This window comes from Pseudoalteromonas sp. SG44-17, from assembly GCF_014164235.1.
Taxonomy (GTDB): Bacteria; Pseudomonadota; Gammaproteobacteria; order Enterobacterales; family Alteromonadaceae; genus Pseudoalteromonas; species Pseudoalteromonas rhizosphaerae.
The window spans coordinates 169,068-191,868 of sequence record NZ_JACJEV010000006.1 but is presented as its reverse complement, the minus strand read 5'-3'; the positions used below and the strand labels follow the sequence as shown (position 1 = coordinate 191,868).

General features: G+C 39.0%; 17 protein-coding genes. 15 read left to right on the top strand and 2 right to left on the bottom strand.

Features of this window, described 5'->3' with window-relative positions:
- Window positions 1–3: 3 nt before the first annotated feature.
- Window positions 4–501 (top strand): YcgN family cysteine cluster protein, encoded by a 498-nt coding sequence (locus H5182_RS07060; protein ID WP_149980241.1) that lies wholly within the window; start codon window positions 4–6, stop codon window positions 499–501.
- Window positions 501–1,001 carry an RNA methyltransferase gene (locus H5182_RS07055; RefSeq protein ID WP_145235608.1) on the top strand — a complete coding sequence of 167 codons (501 nt, stop codon included), beginning with the start codon at window positions 501–503 and terminating at the stop codon, window positions 999–1,001. Before H5182_RS07060 ends, H5182_RS07055 begins: the two co-directional genes overlap by 1 nt.
- Before the next feature lie 71 nt (window positions 1,002–1,072).
- Here the strand turns inward: H5182_RS07055 and H5182_RS07050 are convergent, their stop codons facing one another.
- The gene (locus tag H5182_RS07050; RefSeq protein ID WP_182759782.1) at window positions 1,073–2,803 is read right to left on the bottom strand and encodes a hypothetical protein; all 1,731 of its coding nucleotides are present in this window, start codon (window positions 2,801–2,803) and stop codon (window positions 1,073–1,075) included.
- A 650-nt stretch (window positions 2,804–3,453) separates the two neighbouring features.
- Here H5182_RS07050 and H5182_RS07045 point away from each other — a divergent pair.
- From H5182_RS07045 to asd, 13 genes are all read left to right on the top strand, one after another.
- Entirely contained in the window at window positions 3,454–4,725 is a 1,272-nt protein-coding gene (locus H5182_RS07045; protein ID WP_145235602.1) for a sugar MFS transporter, read from the top strand.
- A 421-nt stretch (window positions 4,726–5,146) separates the two neighbouring features.
- A complete protein-coding gene (locus H5182_RS07040) occupies window positions 5,147–7,036 on the top strand; it encodes a methyl-accepting chemotaxis protein (protein ID WP_182735191.1) in 1,890 nt (629 codons plus the stop codon).
- A gap of 33 nt (window positions 7,037–7,069) precedes the next feature.
- The gene (locus H5182_RS07035; protein ID WP_182759781.1) at window positions 7,070–8,182 is read left to right on the top strand and encodes a GGDEF domain-containing protein; all 1,113 of its coding nucleotides are present in this window, start codon (window positions 7,070–7,072) and stop codon (window positions 8,180–8,182) included.
- Window positions 8,172–8,789: a DsbA family protein gene (locus H5182_RS07030; protein ID WP_182759780.1), complete on the top strand. Its 618-nt coding sequence runs from the start codon at window positions 8,172–8,174 to the stop codon at window positions 8,787–8,789. The genes H5182_RS07035 and H5182_RS07030 overlap by 11 nt, the downstream gene beginning before the upstream one ends.
- A 215-nt stretch (window positions 8,790–9,004) precedes the next feature.
- A complete protein-coding gene (locus H5182_RS07025; protein WP_182759779.1) occupies window positions 9,005–9,757 on the top strand; it encodes a DUF3450 domain-containing protein in 753 nt (250 codons plus the stop codon).
- A gap of 9 nt (window positions 9,758–9,766) precedes the next feature.
- The gene (locus H5182_RS07020; protein WP_145235582.1) at window positions 9,767–11,134 is read left to right on the top strand and encodes a MotA/TolQ/ExbB proton channel family protein; all 1,368 of its coding nucleotides are present in this window, start codon (window positions 9,767–9,769) and stop codon (window positions 11,132–11,134) included.
- A 3-nt stretch (window positions 11,135–11,137) separates the two neighbouring features.
- Complete coding sequence (locus H5182_RS07015; protein WP_145235579.1) at window positions 11,138–11,665, top strand: MotA/TolQ/ExbB proton channel family protein; 528 nt, start codon at window positions 11,138–11,140, stop codon at window positions 11,663–11,665.
- A 50-nt stretch (window positions 11,666–11,715) separates the two neighbouring features.
- Window positions 11,716–12,126, top strand: coding sequence for a biopolymer transporter ExbD (locus tag H5182_RS07010; protein ID WP_145235576.1), 411 nt, complete (start codon window positions 11,716–11,718; stop codon window positions 12,124–12,126).
- A 10-nt stretch (window positions 12,127–12,136) separates the two neighbouring features.
- Entirely contained in the window at window positions 12,137–12,742 is a 606-nt protein-coding gene (locus tag H5182_RS07005; protein ID WP_149980248.1) for an energy transducer TonB, read from the top strand.
- A gap of 33 nt (window positions 12,743–12,775) precedes the next feature.
- Window positions 12,776–14,083, top strand: a complete 1,308-nt coding sequence (locus tag H5182_RS07000) for a tetratricopeptide repeat protein (protein WP_145235570.1) — start codon at window positions 12,776–12,778, stop codon at window positions 14,081–14,083.
- Window positions 14,084–14,394: 311 nt separating this feature from the next.
- On the top strand, window positions 14,395–16,014 hold the full coding sequence (locus tag H5182_RS06995) for a hypothetical protein (protein WP_145235567.1): 1,620 nt from the start codon (window positions 14,395–14,397) through the stop codon (window positions 16,012–16,014).
- Window positions 16,015–16,086: 72 nt separating this feature from the next.
- A complete protein-coding gene (locus H5182_RS06990; RefSeq protein WP_145235564.1) occupies window positions 16,087–18,810 on the top strand; it encodes a TonB-dependent receptor plug domain-containing protein in 2,724 nt (907 codons plus the stop codon).
- A 987-nt stretch (window positions 18,811–19,797) separates the two neighbouring features.
- On the top strand, window positions 19,798–20,940 hold the full coding sequence (gene asd, locus H5182_RS06985) for an aspartate-semialdehyde dehydrogenase (RefSeq protein ID WP_182731235.1): 1,143 nt from the start codon (window positions 19,798–19,800) through the stop codon (window positions 20,938–20,940).
- 115 nt (window positions 20,941–21,055) lie between these two features.
- On the opposite strand, the gene H5182_RS06980 is transcribed toward asd, so the two are convergent.
- The gene (locus H5182_RS06980) at window positions 21,056–22,801 is read right to left on the bottom strand and encodes a PAS domain S-box protein (protein ID WP_182759778.1); all 1,746 of its coding nucleotides are present in this window, start codon (window positions 22,799–22,801) and stop codon (window positions 21,056–21,058) included.

The window sequence follows — 22,801 nt, the reverse complement described above, 5'->3', positions numbered from 1 at the left end:
ACCATGTTTGAAAACCAATTTTGGCTTGAGAAATCACTTGAGCAAATGTCACAAAATGAGTGGGAAGCCATTTGCGATGGCTGTGGAAAATGCTGTTTAAATACCTTTATAGACAGCGAAGATGAAGATGAGTTTACCGCCACAGATCAACTTCGCGATGGTGAAGAACTCATTTTTACTAATATTGTTTGCCAATACTTAGATAATAATACGTGTGGTTGTAGTGAGTATGAAAATCGACAAACATTAGTCCCGTCATGTGTAAAATTAACTAAAGAAAACCTCGACAGCATTTTCTTCATGCCGCAAAGTTGTAGTTACCGCCGTTTGCACGAAGGCCGTGGTTTAGCGTCTTGGCATCCACTAAATAACGGTGGCAGCAAAGAACTAATGCATACATTGGGTATTTCTGTAAAAGACAAAACAGTAAAAGATTGTGATGTAGCTCTAGATGACTTTGATCTGTATGAAGCTGATTGGCCAACGAGGGATTGCGATTAATGACTGCGAAGATTGGTTTGATCAATCCTAAAAGCCCCTCTAACGTTGGCGCAGTGTTAAGAGCTGCGGGTTGCTATGGGGCTGAACAAGTATTTTTTACAGGCACGCGTTATTTAAATGCTAAAAAGTTTCATACCGACACAAAAAATGTTGTTGAACGCATCCCACTGACTTGCGTTGACGATTTAGCAACAGCAAAGCCCGCAGGTGCGACTGTTGTGGTGATTGAACTAATAGAAGGTGCAACACCTTTGCCTGAGTTTGTTCATCCTGAAAACGCATTTTATATTTTTGGCCCTGAAGATGGCTCTATTAGCAAAGATGTACTGAACTGGTGCGATGAAGTGGTGTATATCCCCACAATCGGTTGTATGAATTTAGCAGCTACCTGTAATGTGGTTCTTTACGATCGACAAGCGAAACTCGGTGGAGTAGAAAGTTCTGATCAAACGATTATTCAAAGCCGCGACACCAATAATAAAATGATATGGCAGAAATAGTACAAACTGAATTGAACAATTGAAAAAGGGGCAATTAATGCCCCTTTTTTCGTTTAATTCCAAAAAAGTTATTACTTTTTAGTAATTTTGATCTCTGAATTAATAACAATCCCTTCATCTTTTATATCTGTTGCAAAATACACAGACATTGTTTGATTTTTTAATTGTTCAAGTTCTTCCGGGAGCACTTGTCCTGTCATTTTAAATACTTCGATGACAGGAGTCATTAATGAGCTGAGGTCAACTGCGGAAGTTAAAAATCCATTTTTTTCAAGCTCTTGTTCTGATAATGTATTTGCAATAGCCGCTGATTTTTCACCAGTGAATAAAACAATATGCTTTCCTTTTTTAGCTAATCTAATATCAAGGCCAGCAGGTAAAGGATAAGGAATTGCAGCATTGACACTAATTGCATCGCCGTTTTCTGGTATTTCAAGCTCCGCTAATGCAGGTAAAAATCCTTTAGCAGTAAAAAGTAAATTATCAGGATCTGTCGCAGAAAGTGTGATTAGCGCGTCTAAAGCTTTTAGTTGTGGCAGTTGATTTGCATCAGCTTCTAAAGCAAGATCTTGAATACTTACACTGACACCTTGAATACCATTAGCCATAGCGGTCATCATTGATAGTGCAGCTAAATTTGAGTCTTGAGTTTGTTGCTGTAAAGCAACAAGAGGTGCACACTCAAATTCAGCTTTTTTAAATGTACTTGAGAGTATATTTAAAAGCGGTGGAATTTTTGAAATATCCGCACCATAAGCAAAGCTTAGCATTTGCCCGTCAAGTTTAGTTGTATGCTCAGGAACAAAACCTCGCACAGATTTTAATGTTTTAATAATATCTGTAGCAGTGCTTTGGAAAATAGCATCAGCTTTAAAATGAGCATCAGAGTTTGTTACTTGTATGTACGTGCTACCGGTTACTGATGCAGGCCAATAACTAACAAGATTGGTAATGTCATTTTGGCACTGTGGTGTTCTAGCTACCTCTAAAGCATTTGGATCACCCAATTCTTTTAATAGTTCATCAAGCATTTCACCTAGGCGTGATGGTGTTCTAGCGGTAATAGCATTAGCAATCTCAACATGGTCTATATACGCAATAGAGTGGCCATCAAATGAATAATTAGCAATATAGTTTTCAAGTTTAGCGGTTTGCGTTAATGATTTTGTTGGTTTATCAATTGCTAAAGCAAGACGTAAATCTTTAATTGTATTAAGTTTTGTATCAAACGTGATGGTAGCCCAGTTATCTTTAACAGACACAATTAAGTTTAATGTAATGTCATTTTCAAGTACTAAAGGGTACGTGTTGTAGTCAACACCTTCGATGGTTTGTGTTGTGAAGTTAATTCCCGCTTTATCAGCTGAGCTATTAATTGTATTAAATAAAGCCGTTTCATCTTCAAGTTGATAACGTAATACTGGCATTAGACCAATCGTATAGGCTAGAGCTTTATAATCATCGGCGAATCCCCAGGCTGCTTTTAGTGTTTCATAAGATGCCAATGATGTTTGATATTGATCTAATAGAGACGCTAAAAACTGTGCATTGTTATCGTTACTTGCCGCTAAATTTTCGATCAATGGCGTAAAATCGTCTGCACCTTTCATTTGATCTGGAATCAAATTGAAATATTTACTATAGGGAAATGGTTTTAGCTGACCATAAAATAAAGCAGTATCAGCAGGGACGTAATCAAGTTGAGCAAGTTCTAATGAGGCTGTTGAACTGTCAGTTTGTGTATAGATTATTGCACCGGCCGCTACAGCAACTGCGCAACCAGCAAGTAGTTTGGTGTTCATTTGGAAATTCCTTTTTGTATCAGTACCAAGCGGTACGTTCTGTAGTATTTATGTTTTGTAAAACGATATCATAAAAGTGCGTAGTCTAGCGAGGAAAAGCACTATTAGTGTTGGTTGTAATGAGGGCACGGTATTATATAAAATTATTAATTTTTACTGCGATAAATCGGCAATAGTTGGTTAAGATGCAGATGCGCTAGCAATGGCAGCGAAATAGCAACACTTCGCATAAATATATGTTGGCATTTTGCCCTTGGTAATCATCTACAATAGCAAAGCCACTGTTAATCTCACCTAAATAGGCCATTGCATAGTTAAATATAAAATGTGTACAAGAGGCTAAGTAGCGAGTCTATTTATCAAAAAATCAAAAATGGCGCCATCGTCTTTATGGAAGTGCTAAAAGCCTTCCTGATCTTGTTTGTCAACACAATTTAGGTGATAAAAATTTAAACTGGTTTTGATATGTCCTTGAAAAAAAATCACTGCTTTGGAAATTAGCCAGCATCTATGTCCATTTCTAGTTAATTAAATTCGTTAAATAGCGATACCATTGAATAAAAAGTATGGAACGGTCCAAATATTAGTTTGTGATCTTTTTATTGGAGTGTGTAGAATCAAACACAACTTGTTAATGGAGTGAAAATCACGTGAGTGAAATAAATACAAATAAAACGTTTGTCACTGAGCAGTCGCAGCAAAATAATAATTACCTGTTACCTTTGACTGCAATGACAACTCTATTTTTTTTATGGGGTTTTATCACAGTACTAAATGATGTACTGATCCCGCGTTTAAAAGGGGTGTTTGATCTTAGTTATACTGAAGCGATGTTAGTGCAGTTCTGCTTCTTTGGCGCTTACTTTATTGTTTCTTTACCTGCGGGAATATTGGTTAAGAAATTTGGTTATAAAAATGGTGTGCTTAGCGGTCTTATCGTGGCTTCTATCGGCTGTATGTTATTTTACCCTGCTGTAGTCGTACATGAGTATTGGCTATTTTTAACCGCATTATTTGTTCTAGCTGGTGGTATTACCGTATTGCAAGTATCAGCTAACCCTTACGTTGTGGCGCTTGGGCCTGAAAAAACAGCTTCGTCTCGGTTAAATTTAGCGCAAGCGCTTAATTCATTGGGAACTACTATTGGGCCCTATGTTGGTGGTATATTGTTCTTTGGTGCCGCAGGCACATTGACGGCATCTGCGGCGACTGCTGAATCGGTAAAAGTCCCTTATTTAATGCTTGCTGCAGCACTGCTTACTATTGCAGTCGTATTTGCATTTTTAAAACTGCCTGAAATCAAATCACATAAAGAAGAACTTGATTGCAAAGCAAAAGATCATTCTTTAACGCAAGCCCCGCATTTAGTTATGGGGGTGTTAGGTATCTTTTGTTATGTTGGTGGAGAAGTGGCAATAGGCAGCTTTTTAGTTAACTTTTTTGGTGAAGCTCACATTGCAGGACTTGAAGAGCATGCCGCCGCGTCATTAATTGCCTATTATTGGGGCGGGGCGATGGTAGGACGCTTTATTGGCTCTGCTGCATTACAAAAAATTGCACCATCAAAAGCAATTGCTTTTAATGCATTTGCGGTAATTGCGTTACTTCTAATTACAATCTTCACCGAAGGTGACGTTGCTTTGTATGCTGTACTGTCGATTGGTTTATTTAATTCAATTTTGTTTCCAACAATTTTCTCAGTCGCCATTCAAGGGCTAGGTTCATTAACTAGTAAAGGATCAGGTTGGCTTTGTTTAGCGATTGTTGGTGGTGCATTAATACCCTTAATTCAAGGTATTGTTGCTGATGCAATGAATATTCAAGTTAGTTTTATCATCCCAGCACTTTGCTATTGTTTTATCGCTTGGTATGGATTAAATGTTGTAAAACTTGCGAGCAAGTGGCAACAAAAAATAAACTAAGCTAATCGTAAACCTCTTCAGATAAATGCATTTGCAGCACTGTTAATGCATTTATCTACTTATTATTCTCAATTAATTAGCCGCACTCTAAAGTGAAAACCTCTCAGTTATGTTCATTACAAAATAACGACTTATATGCACTGAATACGTATTCAATCGCTATTGCTTATAATATTAATTGGAAGCTTCCAATTTTGAGTTTGTTATTTTTCTGTGTAATTACGAAATTGGCTAACTTTAACTGACAATGAATTACGTTATTAATTTGTTGTATTAATAAGTGCTACACTTAATTTTTTACCATGCTTTATTATTGTTTTTGGCTATAACATAGCAACTGTTGGCGATAAGATAAGACAAATAGCGTTATTTTTGTTAAAAAGTAGTTAGCTAACAACGATAAAAGATAAATAGGTGTGTCATGCAAAGCTCGCTAAAATTTACCACCAAGGTAACTATCGCAGCGTCTGTAGTATTAGTGTTGGTGCTGGGGTTATTTACCATCAATAACTTTATTTCAATGCGCTCACAAACGCAGCAGCAACTGTCTCTAATATTACAAGAAAGCTCTCAATCGGTTTCACAAAATATTGCTAATTGGCTCAATAATAAATTAGCTATTGTTCAGTCTGTTGCGAAAACGCATCAGCAAAATGACACTAAGGAATTAACTCTTAGTCAACTCAATAGCGCAGAAATGGCAGGTAAGTTTAAAAACACCTATATAGGCAAACCTGATGGTACTTTTGTACTCAATGATCAAACTGTTGTATTACCAGCTGATTATGATGCCACAATCCGTCCTTGGTATAAGCTGGTAGAAAATAAAACCACCACAGCGTTTACGACTCCTTATATCGACGTAACCACCAATGAGCTAACTATTTCAGCGGTTGCGCCCATTTTAAATAATGGCCGTTTTAGTGGTGTCGCAGGTGCCGATATTGATATGCAAACCATTACTCAAATAGTCAACGAAATTGATTTTTTAGGTTTTGGTTATGGTTTTCTATTAGACAGTGACGGTCGAATTCTGAGCCATCCAGATATCAAACTAAACGATCAGAGTATGGCGAAGCTGTTTGGTAAAAAGCTTGCTTTAAAAGCTGAATTTGTCGAGCAGGAAATTGCTGGTATTGATCATCTTGTATCATTTACACATATCAAAGGTATTGAAAATGTAGATTGGTATTTAGGTGTGGTGATCAACAAAGATATTGCTTATTCATCTGTTGCTTCATTTAGAAATATGGCTGCAATATATATGTGTTTGGGTGTTATCGCGACGATATTAATGATGCAATTTTCACTGCGTTATTTGATGCGGCCTATGCAGCGTTTAAACGATGCAATTAAAGATATTGCCCAAGGTGAGGGGGATTTAACTCGTCGTTTAGAGATTGAAAACGATGACGAATTTGGTGAACTTTCAGGTTACTTTAATGCCTTTATAGATAAAATTCATACCTCAATTGAGCAAGTAAAAACGACCACGGTTGAACTTGAACGTTCAGTGGAAAGCTTAGTTGAGCAAACAGAGTCGACGCTAACGATGTACAGTGACCAAACTAAACGCACAGACAGCGTTGCAACAGCGATTAATCAGCTGTCATCAAGTGCGATTGAAATATCAGGCAGTGCAAGCCATGCATCAACCCTTGCTACCGATGCGAATTCACAGTCAGTGCAAAGTCAAAGCACGTTAAATGATAATATCAATGCCATTGGTGTGTTATCGCAAAATATGGAACAAGCACAACAAATTATAAGTAGTGTTGCTGAACACTCTGCAAGTATTGGTCAAGTACTCGAAGTTATTAAAGGAGTCAGCGAGCAAACTAATCTACTTGCGCTTAATGCTGCAATTGAAGCCGCTCGTGCCGGTGAGGCTGGTCGTGGATTTGCAGTTGTTGCAGATGAGGTGCGCCAGTTAGCTCACCGTACTCAGCAATCAACTCAAGAAATAGAAAATACTGTTAGCCAATTACAGCAAGGCTCGGACACTGCTGTTTCAGTTATGAAGGCTAGTTTAGTTGAAAGCGAAAATACTGTAAAACAAGCGCAAGCAGCCGGTGAGCAAATGGCAGGAGTAACCAAAGCTATAAAAGCAATTGATGATGTAAATCATAGTGTTGCAAATGCAACCACTGAACAAAATCAGGTAATACAATCTTTAGATAATGATATTCATACAATTAGTGAGTTATCTCAACAAGGCCAGCTAAACTTAAATAACACCTTAGCTGAGTGTACTCGTTTAAAACTGCAATTTGATGAACTTGAAAAAATGGTGCTACGTTTTAAAGTCTAAATGCAATCAGCGATAACTAAAAAGATATAATAAATGACGCCTGAATCACCTGAAAGCCAACCTAGTTGGCTTAACTTAGTTAATATAGACAGTGTTTACAGCGCTGAAAAACAGCGTCGTGCGTTTACATTTTTTACTATGATATTCATTGCGGTTGTATTGATCACAACTTTAGTCACAGTTAACTACTCGGTTTATGCAAAACTTCTGACTATTATGTTAGTGCTATCCGACTTAACCTTTTTTATATGCGCAGTGTATTTTTTGCGTACTGGGCGTTTAACTGGGGTTGCAATACTCGTACTGAGTGTTATTTGTGTATTATGTTTAGCATTGGTGTACACCGGGGGCAAGGAAAATACAGCGCTTTATTGGCTGATGTTTTACCCAGTTGTCTCGTTTTCTACACTCGGCCTAAGAGTTGGATTTTTAGCCGTGTCATCGCTATTAGCACTTACCTGTTTGTTTCTTTATGGTCCTGACATAGGGCAAGTGATGTATGGTAATGCTGAAAAAGTTCGTTTTACCGCCTCATTTATTTTGGTGTTTTTATTTGCTTTTATAGGCGAGTATTTCCGTAATAAAAGCCACTTAGAAATTGCACGCATTACTTTGTTACAAAAGCAAGACGCCTATACTGATCAGTTAACAGGCCTTGCCAATCGGCGCTTTATTAGCAGCCATTTTTTGCCGTTTGCAAAATTGAACTCTGAGCAGTATTTACCTTTTACAGTGTTGTTAATCGATCTGGATTTGTTTAAAAATATTAATGATAATTTTGGGCATGATTTTGGCGATCAAGCATTAATCGATTTTAGTAGGATGCTTGAAACACAGTTACGCTCATCAGATATTAAAGTTCGCTACGGTGGTGAAGAGTTTATGGTGATATTACCAAAAACAGTAATTACTGACGCCTATGCCGTAGCCGATAAATTTAGAGAATACGTAGCTGCACAAGTAATAGTGTTTAATGAGCATCAATCTACCTCTGTCACTTGTAGCATAGGGGCTGCACAAGTTAGTCATATCGAAACGTTTAACCAAACAGTTAAACTAGCTGATGAATACTTGTACCAAGCAAAACGCCTAGGGCGAAATAACGTTGTTTCCAGTGAACAGCAACAGGCCAATAATGAACAATAGTCAGCTTATATATGTGTACGACCCAATGTGCAGTTGGTGTTGGGGTTTTCAAAAGTGCTGGCAAAAAATCCAAGACGCCTTAGCGAATGAAGTTGATATTATTTATAAAGTAGGTGGCCTTGCTGTTGATTCCGATCAGCCAATGCCAGTAAGTATGCAACAGTTTTTACAACAAACTTGGCAGCGTATTGGCCAGCAAACCGGTGCTAAATTTAACTTTGATTTTTGGCAAAACTGTCAACCACGCCGCAGCACTTATCCTGCGTGTCGGGCGGTTATTGCAGCACGTTATTTCAATAAAGAGCGGGTTATGCTTGGCGCTATCCAGCAGGGGTATTATTTATCGGCACAAAATCCTTCGGATCTTAATACACTCGTTAGCTGTGCACAGCAAATAGGTATTGCTGCTGATGAGTTTTTAGCTATATTGCAAAGTGAACAACTTGAACAGGCGTTTCAACAAGAGTTAGCGTATGTTCAGCAGTTACCCGTGCAGGGTTTTCCATCGTTAGTTCTTTGTCATAAACAGCAGTACTTTGCTATCGCCGTAAATTATACCAACGCAAATGCTATGATCAGCACCATTCATTGCATACTTGCTGATTAATTTATTTAATCTCACTTCACTCATCATTCAAGCGTATACGCTTGTTAAATATTAAAAACTATTGCTTTATCTAAGGTAAAAAGCTGTATTTATGGCAGTTGTCATAAAAAGGACTTTTTAGCGCAACACCTCTGTCATTTTTCACCTATAGAATCTCGTTCATTGATATTAAGCAACTAGCAAATCCGCTAATTTAACGAGTAAAGGTGTATGCGATGAAAGGCGTTAAACCATTGATATTAGCTGGTATTGTAGCCATGAGTGCAACAGTGCAAGCAAGTGATTTAAATAAGGTTATCGATAAAAGCAGTGAAATTAACCAGTCAGCTGCGCAATCACAAACAAAAATAGACAAGATTGCAGACTCTATGCAGGGTCGTTTACAACAGTTTAAAACCCTTAATAAAGAAATTGATGGTTTGACAGTTTATAACGCACAACTAAGCAAACAGCTTAGTAACCAAGTGAGTGAAATGGAAGCCATTAACTTATCTATGGATCAAGTGTCTATTATTGAACGTCAAATTACTCCATTAATGCTACGCATGATCACAGGGCTTGAGCAATTTGTTGCTCTTGATGTGCCGTTTCTAACCGATGAACGTGAAAAGCGTTTAGCGTCATTAAAAGACATGATGAACCGTGCTGACATTAATTCAAGTGAAAAATTCCGCCGTGTTTTAGAAGCGTACCAAGTTGAAGTTGATTACGGCCGTACCATCGAAGCCTATACCGCGTTATTAGATGTTGATGGTCAAGAGCGTGAAGTCGATTTCTTACGCATTGGTCGTTTAGAACTTATTTACCTTACTCGCGATGGTAAAAAAGCAGGCTCATGGGATACAACAAGCAAACAGTTTGTTGCCCTGGATGACTCAACAATCAGCCAAATTAGTAAAGGTTTACGTATTGCACGTAAGCAACTTGCCCCAGATATGTTAACACTGCCAGTACACGCTGCGGATTAAGAGGTTAAAATGAAACTTTTTACAAAAATGACCAAAATTGCTTTATTTGGTGCCACCCTTGGTTTTGCGGGCAACAGCGTTGCTGCTGAAGCTATGGATTTAGACTCGTTATTAAAAACACTTGAGCAAGGTAAAACACAGCAATCAGCACAAAATAAACAACGCGAGCAAGAATTTGCTGCACGTCAAAATGAACAAGTGCAAATGCTTAAAAACACTCAAGCAAAACGTAATCAAATGCTGGTTGAGTCTGAGCGTCTTGAAACACAGTTCGAAGAAAATGAAGTAAAACTTGCTAACCTAACCGATACATTATCTAAGCGTATGGGTTCATTGAAAGAACTTTTTGGTGTGCTGCAACAAGTGGCTGGCGATTCAAGTAATAAATTTGCAACGTCAGTAGTGTCTGCACAGCTACCTGGTCGTGGTGCTTTTATGGATGAATTGGCTCAAAAAATGGGCTCGACTTCTAAACTTGCATCAATCGAAGACATTGAAAAAGTATGGTTTGAACTGCAACGCGAAATGACTGAGCAAGGTAAAGTGTCACGTTTTACAACAGATGTAATTGTAGAAGGCGGCAACAAAGCTAAACAAGAAGTTATGCGAGTGGGGGCTTTTAACTTAATTTCAGAAGGTAAGTACCTTGATTATAACACCAGCACTAATACGTTAAGCGAGCTTACCCGTCAGCCTGTTGGCCGTTACACCTCAACGGCGAATGATTTACAACAAGCTAAATCAGGCACTGTACAATTTGCGCTTGACCCAACCGGTGGCTCTATCCTTGGTTTATTGGTACAAGCACCTGATACTTCAGAGCAAGTACATCAAGGTGGTGCAGTAGGTTACGTTATTTTAGGCGTTGGCTTACTTGCTTTAATTATCGCTATTGAACGATTTGTTTCATTGATGCTAATGGGCAGCAAAATCCGTCGTCAACTTAAAGACTCAGTGCCACGTGATGACAATCCACTTGGTCGTGTAATGAAAGTCAAAGATCAATACCCAGATGTAGCATACGACACCTTAGAGCTTAAATTAAGTGAAGCGATTTTACGTGAAATGCCAAAAATCACCCGCAACTTAACGCTCATTAAGATTATCTCGGTCGTTGCTCCATTGTTAGGTCTTCTTGGTACGGTAACCGGTATGATCAATACCTTCCAAGCAATCACCTTGTTTGGTACAGGTGACCCTAAATTAATGGCTGGTGGTATTTCACAAGCGCTTGTTACTACGGTACTTGGCTTAGTTGTGGCAATCCCAACAGTATTTTTATACACCTTATTGAATACCCGCTCTAAAAACTTGCTGCTTATTTTGCAAGAACAAAGCGCAGGTATTATCGCTGAGCGTAGCGAAAAGGGAGCATAACCCATGGTGCTATTGATTGACTCAATCAATGCTATCCGTGATTTTCTCGACACTGGTGGCCAAGTTCTGTTGGTCATCGGAGTGTTAATCTTCGCGATGTGGTTATTGATACTCGAGCGATTTATTTATTTTTTTAATGGTTTTCGTAGTTACAAACATGCCATTAAAAGTAGTTGGACAGGGCGCGATGAGCGTAATAGCTGGAACGCTGAGCAAATACGCCAAGCAACTATTTCACGCGCTGGGATGAAGTTAAACAACAACTTAGCGCTGATCAATGTGATGGTTGCCTTGTGTCCGCTGCTGGGGTTACTCGGTACGGTAACAGGTATGATAGAAGTGTTTGATGTGATGGCGATTACCGGAACGGGCAGTGCGCGTTCAATGGCATCAGGTGTATCGAAAGCGACTATCCCGACAATGGCAGGCATGGTTGGTGCGTTATCTGGTGTATTTGCTTCTACGTACTTACAACGCAAAGCAAAGCGCGAAGTAGCCCTACTTGAAGACAGCATGGTTTTAGACCATTAAACAACAATTTTTAGTATGTGGCGAAAGCCACATACAATCAGGAGAATAAAATGAGAGCCCCATTAGGAAGCCTTTTTCAAGAAGATGAAGCTGAAGAAATAAACATGACCCCGATGCTTGATGTTGTGTTCATCATGCTTATTTTCTTCATTGTAACCGCCTCTTTTGTTAAAGAGTCAGGTATCGATGTAAATCGCCCAGAAGCGGCAACAGCCGTTAAGAAAGAGCGTGCAAATATTCTAGTTGCGATTTCAGATCAAGGTGAAATTTGGATCAATAAACGTCAAATCGATGTGCGTGCTGTGCAAGCAAACATTGAGCGTTTAAAAGCAGAAAATCCACAAGGTAGTGTGGTTATTCAGGCTGACAAAAAAGCCACTACAGATACCCTTATTAAAGTGATGGATGCAGCACGCGCCGCAGGTGTATTTGATGTGTCTATCGCGGCACAAGAAGCCTAAGGAAGCCATAATGCGTTATTTAGTAGCATTATTAGTTGCCGGTGTTGTGACCTTTATGTTGTTTTTGGGCATGCAAGCGCTTATCACCGGTGGTGAAGGGGCGATGACTGAGCCTGCAAAAGGCAATGTACTTGATTTTGTAAGGCTTAAAAAAGAAGAAACGGTACAAAAGAAAGAACGTAAACCACAAAAGCCGCCAACGCCGAAAGAGCCTCCGCCGCCAATGGATTCACCGCAAATGCAAAATAGTGATCCAAATGCAGCAGCGTCTAACTTTGACTTTGGTGCCAGTGTTGATGCTGACGTGAGTCTCAGTGGTGGTCTAGCTCTTGACTCTAGTGATGGTGAATATCTACCGATTGTAAAAGTAGCACCTGTTTACCCGCGTCGAGCATTGTCACGGGGCATTGAAGGCTATGTGATTGTTGAGTTTACAGTGACTAAGCAAGGTACTGTTCGTGATGCAAAGGTAGTAAAAGCTGAGCCTGAATCATTGTTTGATCAAGCAGCCATGGATGCCGCACTTAAATTTAAATACAAACCTCGCGTAGTAGACGGTGAAGCTGTTGAAGTTGCGGGTGTACAGAATAAAATTTCTTTCCAAATAAATGGTTAGCACTGAATAAATGGATAGAGAAACGAGGCGATTATGAAATTATTAAAAACAGCATTATTTTGCTCGTTAGCACTAAGTGCTAGTGTTGCTTTACCAAGCGTAGTAAGTTTGTTGCCAGGTGTTAATTTAGCAACGGCCTATGCAGAGGAAGTAAAAACAAAGCGCGTGCCGGCACTGCGTGAAAAAGTATATAGCCAATTGGCTCGTGCGCAAAAGTTAGCTGATGATGGTGATGCAAAAGCGGGCCTTGCTGCGCTTGATAATATTAATGAACGTTCATCCAGTATGAACTCGTATGAAAAAGCCATGATGTATAATTTTTATGGTTTTATTTATTACAACGAGAATGATTTACCGAAAGCGATCGCGTCGTTTGAAAAAGTCGTTGCTGAAGAAGAGATCCCTGAGTCTTTACGATTAAGTACCAGCTTTAGTTTAGCGCAGCTTGCAATGGCGAATAGCGATTACAACAAAGTGTTAGACTTTTTAGCGCAATGGGATGCAATCAACACTAAGCCTAAAACGGATGCTTACTATGTGCTTAAGTCGCAAGCTTACTATCAGCTAAAAGATTACCAAAATGGTATTGATAACATTAACTTGGCTATCGCGCAAAGTGATAGTGAAGGCAAACAGCCAAAAGAGAACTGGTTAGTGTTACTGCGTGCTATGTATTATTCACTTAATCAAACTGAGAATGTAGTTGCTGTACTTGAACGTATGGTCAAACTTTACAATAAGCCTGAGTATTGGGTTCAGCTCGGTGGTATGTATGGCGAAACAGGTAAAGAAAAACAGCAGTTAGCAATACTCGAAGCCGCTTACCAGCAAGGTTTTTTGACTTCTAAATCAGACTTGCGTCAACTAGCACAAGTTTATTTATACAATGGTTTAGCTTTTAAAGCTGCCGATGTGATGAGTAAAGCTGTTGCATCTGGTATTGCGGAAAAGTCAGCTAAAAATTACGCATTTATTGCAGAAGCCATGATACAAGCAAAAGAAGATGAAAAATCTGTTAGTTATTTTGCAAAAGCAGCTGATCTTTCAAGCCATGGAAAGTACGAGCAACGTTTAGCCGAAGTGTATGTGAATCTTGAAAAGTATGAAGATGCAGCTGATGCAGCGCGTAAAGCGCTTGATAAAGGTTCACTAGATTTTGAATCAAATGCTTATGTTGCTTTAGGTATGGCGCAATATAGTTTACAAAACTTTGACGCGTCTATTTTAGCATTCGAACAAGCCGAGAAGCATAAAAAATCGCAGCGATTAGCTGAACAATGGATCAAATACGTGAAACGTGAAAAATTGCATGCTGAAACATTACGCACTGCTTTGTTATAAGTAAATATGCGTTAAGAAACGCTATTTTAACTTTAACGGTTTTATTAAAAAACTCGTTTTATAATCGCAACACCAAAACCGCCTCAGGGCGGTTTTTTTCGTTCTAAATATTCCTAACAAATTGTTATTTAAATAAATTAGATTGTCACTTTATGTTTATTAAAGTGTAACTGTATTGTCATACACCTCCAGTATTGTAGTCCTCGTTCTAAAGCTCAAGTGACCTTAAAGCATGTTTTTCGTGTTTTAAAGTGACTTGAGTTTTACTTAATGCGCTAACAAAATAATTAAATACTTTAACGGAGTGAACAATGAAATTATCTGGTTTATTTAAAGTCAGCCTTGTGGCTACTGCAATTACACTCGCTGGCTGTGGCGGTGGTGATATTAATGTTACACCTACAACAGTTGATAACAGTGTAGATAATAGTGTAGACAACTCAGTGACTAACCCAGGTGGTGATAATGGTGGTGATACATTAAGTTGCGCTACATATACATTAGATGGAGCTACATTTACAGGTGAAGCAAAGGGTGTTAACTGTGTTTACAGTCAAGCATTTGCAAGTAATGCGAAAGAAATTACCAGCTCTTTTGTTATCCCTGCATTAAGCAGTGGCGGCGCACATGTATTTGAAGGTGCATTATTTATTGGTGATGATGTAGACACATCAACAGGCGCTACAATTGATGGCAATGGTCCTACATTGTCTATTGAAGCTGGCGCGACGATAGCTTTTACTAAGCCTGAGAGTTTTATTCGTATTGCACGTGGTGCAAATATTGAAGCAATTGGTGAAGTAGATAAGCCAATTATTTTCACAAGCATCAAAGAAGTTGATGGCGATGATGCAACAACCGCACAAATTGGTGATTGGGGTGGCGTTCAGGTAAATGGCCGAGGCCATTCTATCCGTTGTACGGCTGCGGCTGCGGCACAAGATATGTGTAACCACGCTGCCGAAGGTATTGTATCGTATTATGGTGGTAATGATCCGCAAGATAGCAGCGGTATCCTTAAGCATATAGTTATAAAATATGCGGGTTTTGGTGTTGAAGGCGATGAGCTCAATGGTTTAACCCTTAATGCTGTAGGTTCAGGCACAACGATTGATTACGTGCATGTTCATAATGGTTTCGATGATGGTATAGAGCTTTTTGGTGGTAGCGTTAACCTTAAACATATTGTTATTACTGATACAGGTGATGATGGTATTGATTGGGATGAAGGCTGGAAAGGCTATGGACAATTTATTCTTGTACGTTCAAATGAATATGGAAACCATGGCTTTGAAACAGATGGCGCTAAGGTAGATCCATTATCAGCAGATGCACAAGATTTAGTAACAACTGTTTCTAATCCAACAATTGCTAATGCAACGGTTGTAACTACTGGCGACCAAGGTGCTGAAGGGCGTCGTACTGGTGCTGGTATGGAAATGAAAGAATGGGGTAAAGCGCAATTAGCTAATATGCTATTTGTAAACTCTTCATCTGTAGATGGTGCTGGTTGTCTTGATTTATATAATGAAAAAGACCAATCAGGGGATGCTGGTGTGCATGCGAATGCAAATAATGGCGATATCGCATTTATGAGCTCAATATTTGCTTGTGGTAAGAATTTTGAAGACGTAAATACACCTTTAACTGGCGCATTAGCAAGTTTTGATATTGCTTCTTGGTTTACTGGTGGCGAGAATAACCAGTTAATTGGTTTTGCTGATTTTGCAAATGTACTTGGTGCTGATGGTGTTTCAACAGCTGCCACTATTACTGATTCACAAGGCACTGCAGTAGCTACAACAGCTAAAGACATGAGTGAAGTTAACTCTTTCTTTACTAACGCAGGCTATATTGGTGCACTTAAAGAAGGTGAATCAAGTGAGTGGGCTGATTTTGTTGCCGCATCTTTACAACGCGCTAGTAATTAATCTAGACCGGCTCTAATTATAAGGCGCTACGGCGCCTTTTTTAAGGGAATTTTAGGTTTAGAGGATATAAATATGAAACATCAAAAGCAGTTTAAAACCAATCTAATAACTTTATCTCTGCTCTCCCTTTTTTCTTCATTTCATTCTTTCGCTGATCAGGCACAAGAAATAATAAATGAAGACGCGATAGAAGAAGTTGTTGCAACAGGTACGCGCCTTAAAGGCAGTGCTAGTGCCGTAATTGATGAGCGTAAAAATCAGGCGTTTGTCGCTGATATAATGGGTTCAGAGCAAATATCTAGAACGGGTGATAGTGATGCAGCTTCGGCACTTCGCCGTGTTACAGGCTTATCATTAGTTAACGATAAGTTTATCTATGTCCGTGGATTAGGTGAGCGTTACTCTAGCGTACGTTTAAATGGCGCGGTAGTTCCAAGCCCGGATCTAACACGAAATGTAATTCCACTTGATATCTTCCCATCAAGTATTATTGAATCCTTGGCTGTACAAAAAGCCTATTCACCAAATATGCCTGCGGCTTTTGGTGGTGGTGACGTTAATATCAGAACCAAGAGCATTCCAAATGATACTTTATTTAAAGTCGAAATTGGTGCCAGTTATAAAGATACAAACGACGAAGGCTATACATATAATGGTGGCAGTGATGATTGGTTAGGTAAAGATGATGGTACACGCGCATTACCCGGTTCAGTTAAGACTGCGTTAAATACCTATATCAATGGCCTGTCTGATATTTCGTATAGAAATATCAGAGATGTAGAGTCAAAACGTCAGGGGGCTGATATTGGTCAAGCTGCCGCGATAGACTTAAATAAAAGTTTAGCAAAAGCATTGCCAAGAGATTTTGGCTTGGAAAAAGAAAGTTTAAATCCTGATGCCGGTATTAAAGCTGTGTATGGCGACCGTTTTGATAACTTATTTGGCTTAGACGGCTCGTTTGGTTTCTTAGCGTCAGTTGCCTATGAAAATGAATGGTCCAATGCTGAGAAGTTTAGCGCTGTACTTTCTTCTGTTGACGCATCTGAGTCCTCATGTTCACAAGATGACTTTACTTGTTACTCTGCAACAGAGAAAGAAGTGTCAACCAAGCATAATATAAAGTTAAATAGCTCTCTAAATTTAGGTTATAAAATTGGAGGTCATGATTTAACAGCAACTTATATGATGTTACGAGATTCTGAAGATGAAGCCTCTGTTGCGCTTTACCAAGAACCTTCAAAGTCATTAAGTATTGATGCTGGGCAGTTGCAGCGTAGTCACTTAACCTCTTTTGAGGAACGAGAACTTGAAATACTTCAGCTTCGTGGAATGCACAATTTAGATTGGGGTTTTCTTGAAGGTGTTGGTGTAGATTGGCAGTATACTGACTCAACAGCGACTACAAGTATACCTGGTGAGCTTAAAGTAACGGTTCGTGATGAGTACTTAGATGGCAAATATCAACGTACTTTTTACAATGGTAGCTTAGGTGGTAATCCTTATTTGTATCGATTTGTAGAGCTAGAAGACGATGTAGAAAACTGGGGCGTTAATGTAAACAAAGTTTTTTACTTTGATAACGCCGAAGTAGAAATTGCGGGTGGTGGTTATTTTGTTGAAAAAACACGTGATTACCGCACTGACTTTTTTAACTATCGTTTTAACCAAACTCAGTCTTTAGATCTAGCACAAAGTGAAGAAGAAGCACTGTCAATCGGTAGTTTTTTTGCTAACGATGCTGTTGTTGATTCAACGGATGTCGAGTTATTGTTCCAAGAACCAACAGCTGATGATTACTTAGCAGCGCAAATGATTGATGCTTACTACGGCTCTTTTGACGTTACGTTTGCTCAAGATTGGCGTTTAAGCGGTGGTGTGCGTTACGAGGACTTCCGCCAAGTTGCGCTTGCTTTTTCTCGCTCAGCATTCGATCCTGCTTTATTGGCTGATAAATTAAGTGCAGATGCGATAGAACAAGCAAGTGTGATGGAAGATGAGTATTTTACTTCGTTATCTATGACATATAGTCAGCAATCGTATCAAGTTCGTTTTGGTTATGGCAACACGGTTGTACGCCCTGATTTGCGAGAGCTAAGCCCTGTTCAATTCCAAGATCCGCTGACCGGTTATCGAACGCTTGGTAATCCATTCTTAGAATCTAGTTACCTAGATAACTTTGATGCACGTATCGAGTTTTATATGGACAATGGCGATAATTACTCAGTTGGCGCATTCTATAAAGATATCGATAAACCAATCGAAGCACTATTAACAGAAAGCGACGGCCGTTTTACTCTGCAGTTTGACAATGCAGAAACAGCCTATGTTTACGGTATTGAAGCTGAATGGTTAACTGAGTTGCACAGTGATTTATTAGGGGGCGCTTTTTTTACTTCTGGAAATATAACGCTCAGTGATTCAGAAGTTGAAATTGCAGAAGAACAGCGCGGCGATCTCACGAACCTAAAGCGACGTATGACGGGCCATTCAAAGTATGTTGCCAACTTGCAACTGAATTACGATTCACATGATGGCATGCATCAAGCATCTGTTATCTACAATGTATTTGGTGATCGTATTTTAGCTGCGGGTGTTAATAACTTTGATGACGCTTACGAACAACCTTTAAACTCGTTAGACATGGTTTATAGTTATTACCCAACGTTTAATACCACATTAACACTTAAAGTGAAAAATATGTTGGGACAAAACTTTGAAGTAGAACAAAATGATGTGCTAATTCGTTCTCAAGAAACGCCTAGAGAATTAAGCGTGAGCTTTAGCTACGAGTTTTAAAGTCATCTAATAAAGGCAAATTACATAAGTCTTTATTATCTCAGCCCTGCCAAATGCAGGGCTTTTTAATATCTGCTATTTGTAAAACTAATGGTTGTGTAATATCTGTGTTATTAAAGAAGTGATCATTTAATGCAAATTGATATAAGGCTATTATTTTAATGATGATATGTGATTAATGATGAGTTGAACTATGTTGATATTAATTGGAGGAACTTTTGCGCCATGGAATAAGAGCTCAGTTGTTACTGAGCTGTTTGTTTACGTTAGTTACCGCACTTTATACTAGCGTACAATGGATAACACTGATTTTTACTACCAGTATTTTTTGAAACCCATGCGCTACCATACCAGTCATATTCCGCATACTCATATTCATCCTCACCACACTGTGCTGCCAGTGATTTCTCGCTTATGACCTCGCTCTTTACAGAATTGATTTCCCGATATAAAACTGACAAAGAAGTTGCTATAACTATTATCAACTATTACGGTAGGGTAGGGTTGATGTAGATAAGCTTTTTGTTGAGCCCGATGTGTGTTCAACACTGGCAAAAGAAGTATTCGATTCTACATTGATTTCGTTAATATTTGCAGATACACCTAAAGATAGAAAAGTATAATGTTTTCATTTTTTTTGATTCCTTTTAATAAATAAAATAATACACAATACATCTGACTATAAAATGCGAAATGATTATAAATCTTGTTTATTGCATTCTTAGTAACTTACTTATGTACAGATAGTCAGTTTCATATTGCAAAAAAATAGCAACAGATGAATCAGTTGGATGTCAAAAACACCGGTCTTTTACAATGACGCACAATAATCATAACTATTAGAAATATGATTATTGACTCAAGATGAAAAAATTTTATGTTCTATGAGTAACACTGGTGTTGCCTCGATCACAGTGCTAGATTGTTCGTTCTAAAAATTAAATCTCACGCAATGAATTTTAATTTTTAACGTATTAGGTATTTCTTATGACTCAAACAGTGGAACAAACAATGAAAAAAGTAGGATTGGTCGGATGGCGGGGCATGGTTGGCTCAGTGTTATTAGAGCGTATGCAACAAGAAAATGATTTTGCTCATATCGACACCACTTTTTTTACCACCTCACAAACCGGTCAGCTTGGCCCTGATTTAGCGGGTCCTGCAAAACCATTACTTAATGCAATGGATTTTGAATCGCTGGCAAAAATGGATATTATTATCACCTGTCAAGGTGGCGATTATACCAAAGCTGTGTATCCACAATTACGTGAAGCAGGTTGGGACGGCTATTGGATTGATGCGGCATCAGCACTGCGTATGAGCGATGACAGTATTATTGTACTTGATCCGGTCAATAAAGATGTGATTGAACAAGGTCTTGAGCAAGGCGTAAAAACCTATGTGGGTGGTAACTGCACAGTGTCACTCATGTTATTAGCATTGGGTGGTTTATTTGAGCAAGACTTGATTGAGTGGGTAAGCCCAATGACTTATCAAGCTGCATCGGGTGCCGGTGCTCGCAATATGAAAGAGCTCATTGCGCAAATGGGCTCTATTCATGCAAGTGTGGCTGACAAGCTAGCTGATCCACAAGCCGCTATTTTAGAAATTGATAAACTAGTCACACAGCAAATAGCCTCAAGCGATTTACCGCAAGAGCAATTTGGTGTGCCGTTAGCAGGCAGTCTTATCCCATGGATTGATGTGCCAATGCCATCCGGGCAATCTAAAGAAGAATGGAAAGCGCAAGTTGAAGCGAACAAAATTTTAGGTTCATCTAAACAGCCTGTGCCTATTGACGGTTTATGTGTGCGCATTGGTGCAATGCGCTGTCATAGCCAAGCTATGACCATTAAACTACGTGAAGATATTAGCGTCGAGAAAATAGAACAGATTTTAGCCTCACACAATGAGTGGGTTAAAGTTATCCCTAATGAGCGTGATATCACTGCTACGGATTTAACCCCAGTTAAAGTAACTGGTACATTAAGTATTCCTGTAGGGCGTATTCGTAAGTTAGCAATGGGACCTAAATATATTAGTGCTTTTACCGTTGGCGATCAGTTATTATGGGGTGCTGCAGAGCCACTGCGTCGTATGCTACGCATTATTGTTGATAATAAACATTAGTTTATTAGCTGCCATTTATTACAGTTAATATGGAGGGCTGGCAATGTGCCAGCCCTTTTACTTTTAAACACACTTAGTTGCGCGTGAATAGCCAGCAAATATAGTACGATGTTAATTAACGATTAATGCGTTCAAGTGAGTCTGCTAATTGGTCAATTCGGGTCCGTGTTGCATCTACTAAATCACTGATCTGATCAGCTGATCCTGACGAACGACTTGCCAGCTCTCTAACTTCTGATGCGACTACGGCAAAACCTCGGCCAGCATCACCAGCACGAGCAGCTTCAATAGCGGCATTCAAAGCTAGTAGGTTTGTTTGTCCTGCAATACCAGAAATACTGCCAACAATGTCACCGATTTGATTACCCACTTTTAAGAGTTCTTGCATTGCCTGATGTGTTTCTTTTAGTGCAATTTGACGATCAGTAATATCTACACCAAACACTACGTAACGTGTTACTTGATCAGAAAAATCCTTCAATTCACAAACCTGTGCATCGAACGAACGTTGAACTTGTTGTTTATCTGTAAATTCAACGACCAAACTTAGTTGCTCGTCTTGATTGATAGTTGTGCTCTGCTGCTTTTGAAGTTGTTGCCATATGGTATTCGCTGCTACTTTTGCTGCCTCGTTACTGCCCACTTTTTCAAGGAACAGTTTATTCATATTCACGAGCTCACCTGTAGGCTGAAATTCAACAACCATTAACGACCCATTAATGAGGGCTAATCGATCAAGAGAGTCTTTGGCTGATTGTTTAGTTACAGTAATGTCAGCTTGCACAGAGACATAACGATGTACTTTTCCTTGTTCGTTAAATACAGGATTAATTGACATAGCAATCCAATATGGTTTGCCTTGTTTATTATAATTTAATATCTCTTCATAAAAGGGCTGCTTTTGGCTAAGCTTATTGCGAATATTTGCAATGGTTTGGGGATCGGTGTCATTGCCCTGCAAGAATTTACCAGGTATTTTCCCTTTTACTTCATCGAGTTGGTAACCTGTCATTGTTTGAAAACCATTATTTACATAAAGAATTTCACCTTGTCCATTAGTAATAACAACGGCGTTACTGGTCTCATTAGCCACTAGCGATAACATTTCAACTTCTTCGCGTTTCGATACTTCATCGGTGACATCTTTTACAAACGCAGTATATAAAATCTCATCGCCGACAACGACTTTAGCTAAAGTAATTAAGCCCCAGCGAATAGTCTTTTCGCGAGTATGAATTGGTAATTCTATTGGCTTACCAATTAGCCGATTAACCCCGGTATCACGGTTACGATTGACGTAACTGTCGTGTTTGCTGCGGTGCTCTGGTGCTACCAACATTTTAATATTTTGACCGATCATTTCCTCACGGCTATAGCCCCATATTTTCTCAGCCGCAGGATTAGCAAAAATGATCAAGTTTTGACTGTCGATAGTTATTACACCATCGTGAGCTTGCTCTAGAACTTGTTCAGTCATTGAGCGCTCATCACGCTCTTTACTGCAATCGCGGGCAAACGCTGTGTAGTAAAGCTTTTTGCCCATTTTTACTTGAGATAAAGTTATATTGATCCAGGTTGTTGAACCATCTTTACGCTCTATTTGCAGTTCAACGGCAGAGCCAACAATCCGATCTTCGTTAGTTGCACGGTGGCGATTTACATAACTATCATGGTTTTTTTGATGAACTTTTGGTACTAGCATACGAACATTTTTACCAAGTACTTCTTCAGCTTTATATCCCCAGAGTGTCTCGGCAGCATGGTTGATGTATACAACGTCATTATTATCATTAATGGTTATAACTGCGATAACAGTTTGGTCCATAGAACGTTTAGACAAATCATTATTTTTGAAAAACAT

What these genes read in the sequence shown, in the direction of transcription:
- H5182_RS07060 (WP_149980241.1), top strand. Translation starts at nt 4, where the DNA reads ATGTTTGAAAACCAATTTTGGCTTGAGAAATCACTTGAGCAAATGTCA.
- H5182_RS07055 (WP_145235608.1), top strand. Translation starts at nt 501, where the DNA reads ATGACTGCGAAGATTGGTTTGATCAATCCTAAAAGCCCCTCTAACGTT.
- H5182_RS07050 (WP_182759782.1), bottom strand. Translation starts at nt 2,803, where the DNA reads ATGAACACCAAACTACTTGCTGGTTGCGCAGTTGCTGTAGCGGCCGGT.
- H5182_RS07040 (WP_182735191.1), top strand. Translation starts at nt 5,147, where the DNA reads ATGCAAAGCTCGCTAAAATTTACCACCAAGGTAACTATCGCAGCGTCT.
- H5182_RS07035 (WP_182759781.1), top strand. Translation starts at nt 7,070, where the DNA reads ATGACGCCTGAATCACCTGAAAGCCAACCTAGTTGGCTTAACTTAGTT.
- H5182_RS07030 (WP_182759780.1), top strand. Translation starts at nt 8,172, where the DNA reads ATGAACAATAGTCAGCTTATATATGTGTACGACCCAATGTGCAGTTGG.
- H5182_RS07025 (WP_182759779.1), top strand. Translation starts at nt 9,005, where the DNA reads ATGAAAGGCGTTAAACCATTGATATTAGCTGGTATTGTAGCCATGAGT.
- H5182_RS07020 (WP_145235582.1), top strand. Translation starts at nt 9,767, where the DNA reads ATGAAACTTTTTACAAAAATGACCAAAATTGCTTTATTTGGTGCCACC.
- H5182_RS07015 (WP_145235579.1), top strand. Translation starts at nt 11,138, where the DNA reads ATGGTGCTATTGATTGACTCAATCAATGCTATCCGTGATTTTCTCGAC.
- H5182_RS07010 (WP_145235576.1), top strand. Translation starts at nt 11,716, where the DNA reads ATGAGAGCCCCATTAGGAAGCCTTTTTCAAGAAGATGAAGCTGAAGAA.
- H5182_RS07005 (WP_149980248.1), top strand. Translation starts at nt 12,137, where the DNA reads ATGCGTTATTTAGTAGCATTATTAGTTGCCGGTGTTGTGACCTTTATG.
- H5182_RS07000 (WP_145235570.1), top strand. Translation starts at nt 12,776, where the DNA reads ATGAAATTATTAAAAACAGCATTATTTTGCTCGTTAGCACTAAGTGCT.
- H5182_RS06995 (WP_145235567.1), top strand. Translation starts at nt 14,395, where the DNA reads ATGAAATTATCTGGTTTATTTAAAGTCAGCCTTGTGGCTACTGCAATT.
- H5182_RS06990 (WP_145235564.1), top strand. Translation starts at nt 16,087, where the DNA reads ATGAAACATCAAAAGCAGTTTAAAACCAATCTAATAACTTTATCTCTG.
- asd (WP_182731235.1), top strand. Translation starts at nt 19,798, where the DNA reads ATGACTCAAACAGTGGAACAAACAATGAAAAAAGTAGGATTGGTCGGA.
- H5182_RS06980 (WP_182759778.1), bottom strand. Translation starts at nt 22,801, where the DNA reads ATGTTTTTCAAAAATAATGATTTGTCTAAACGTTCTATGGACCAAACT.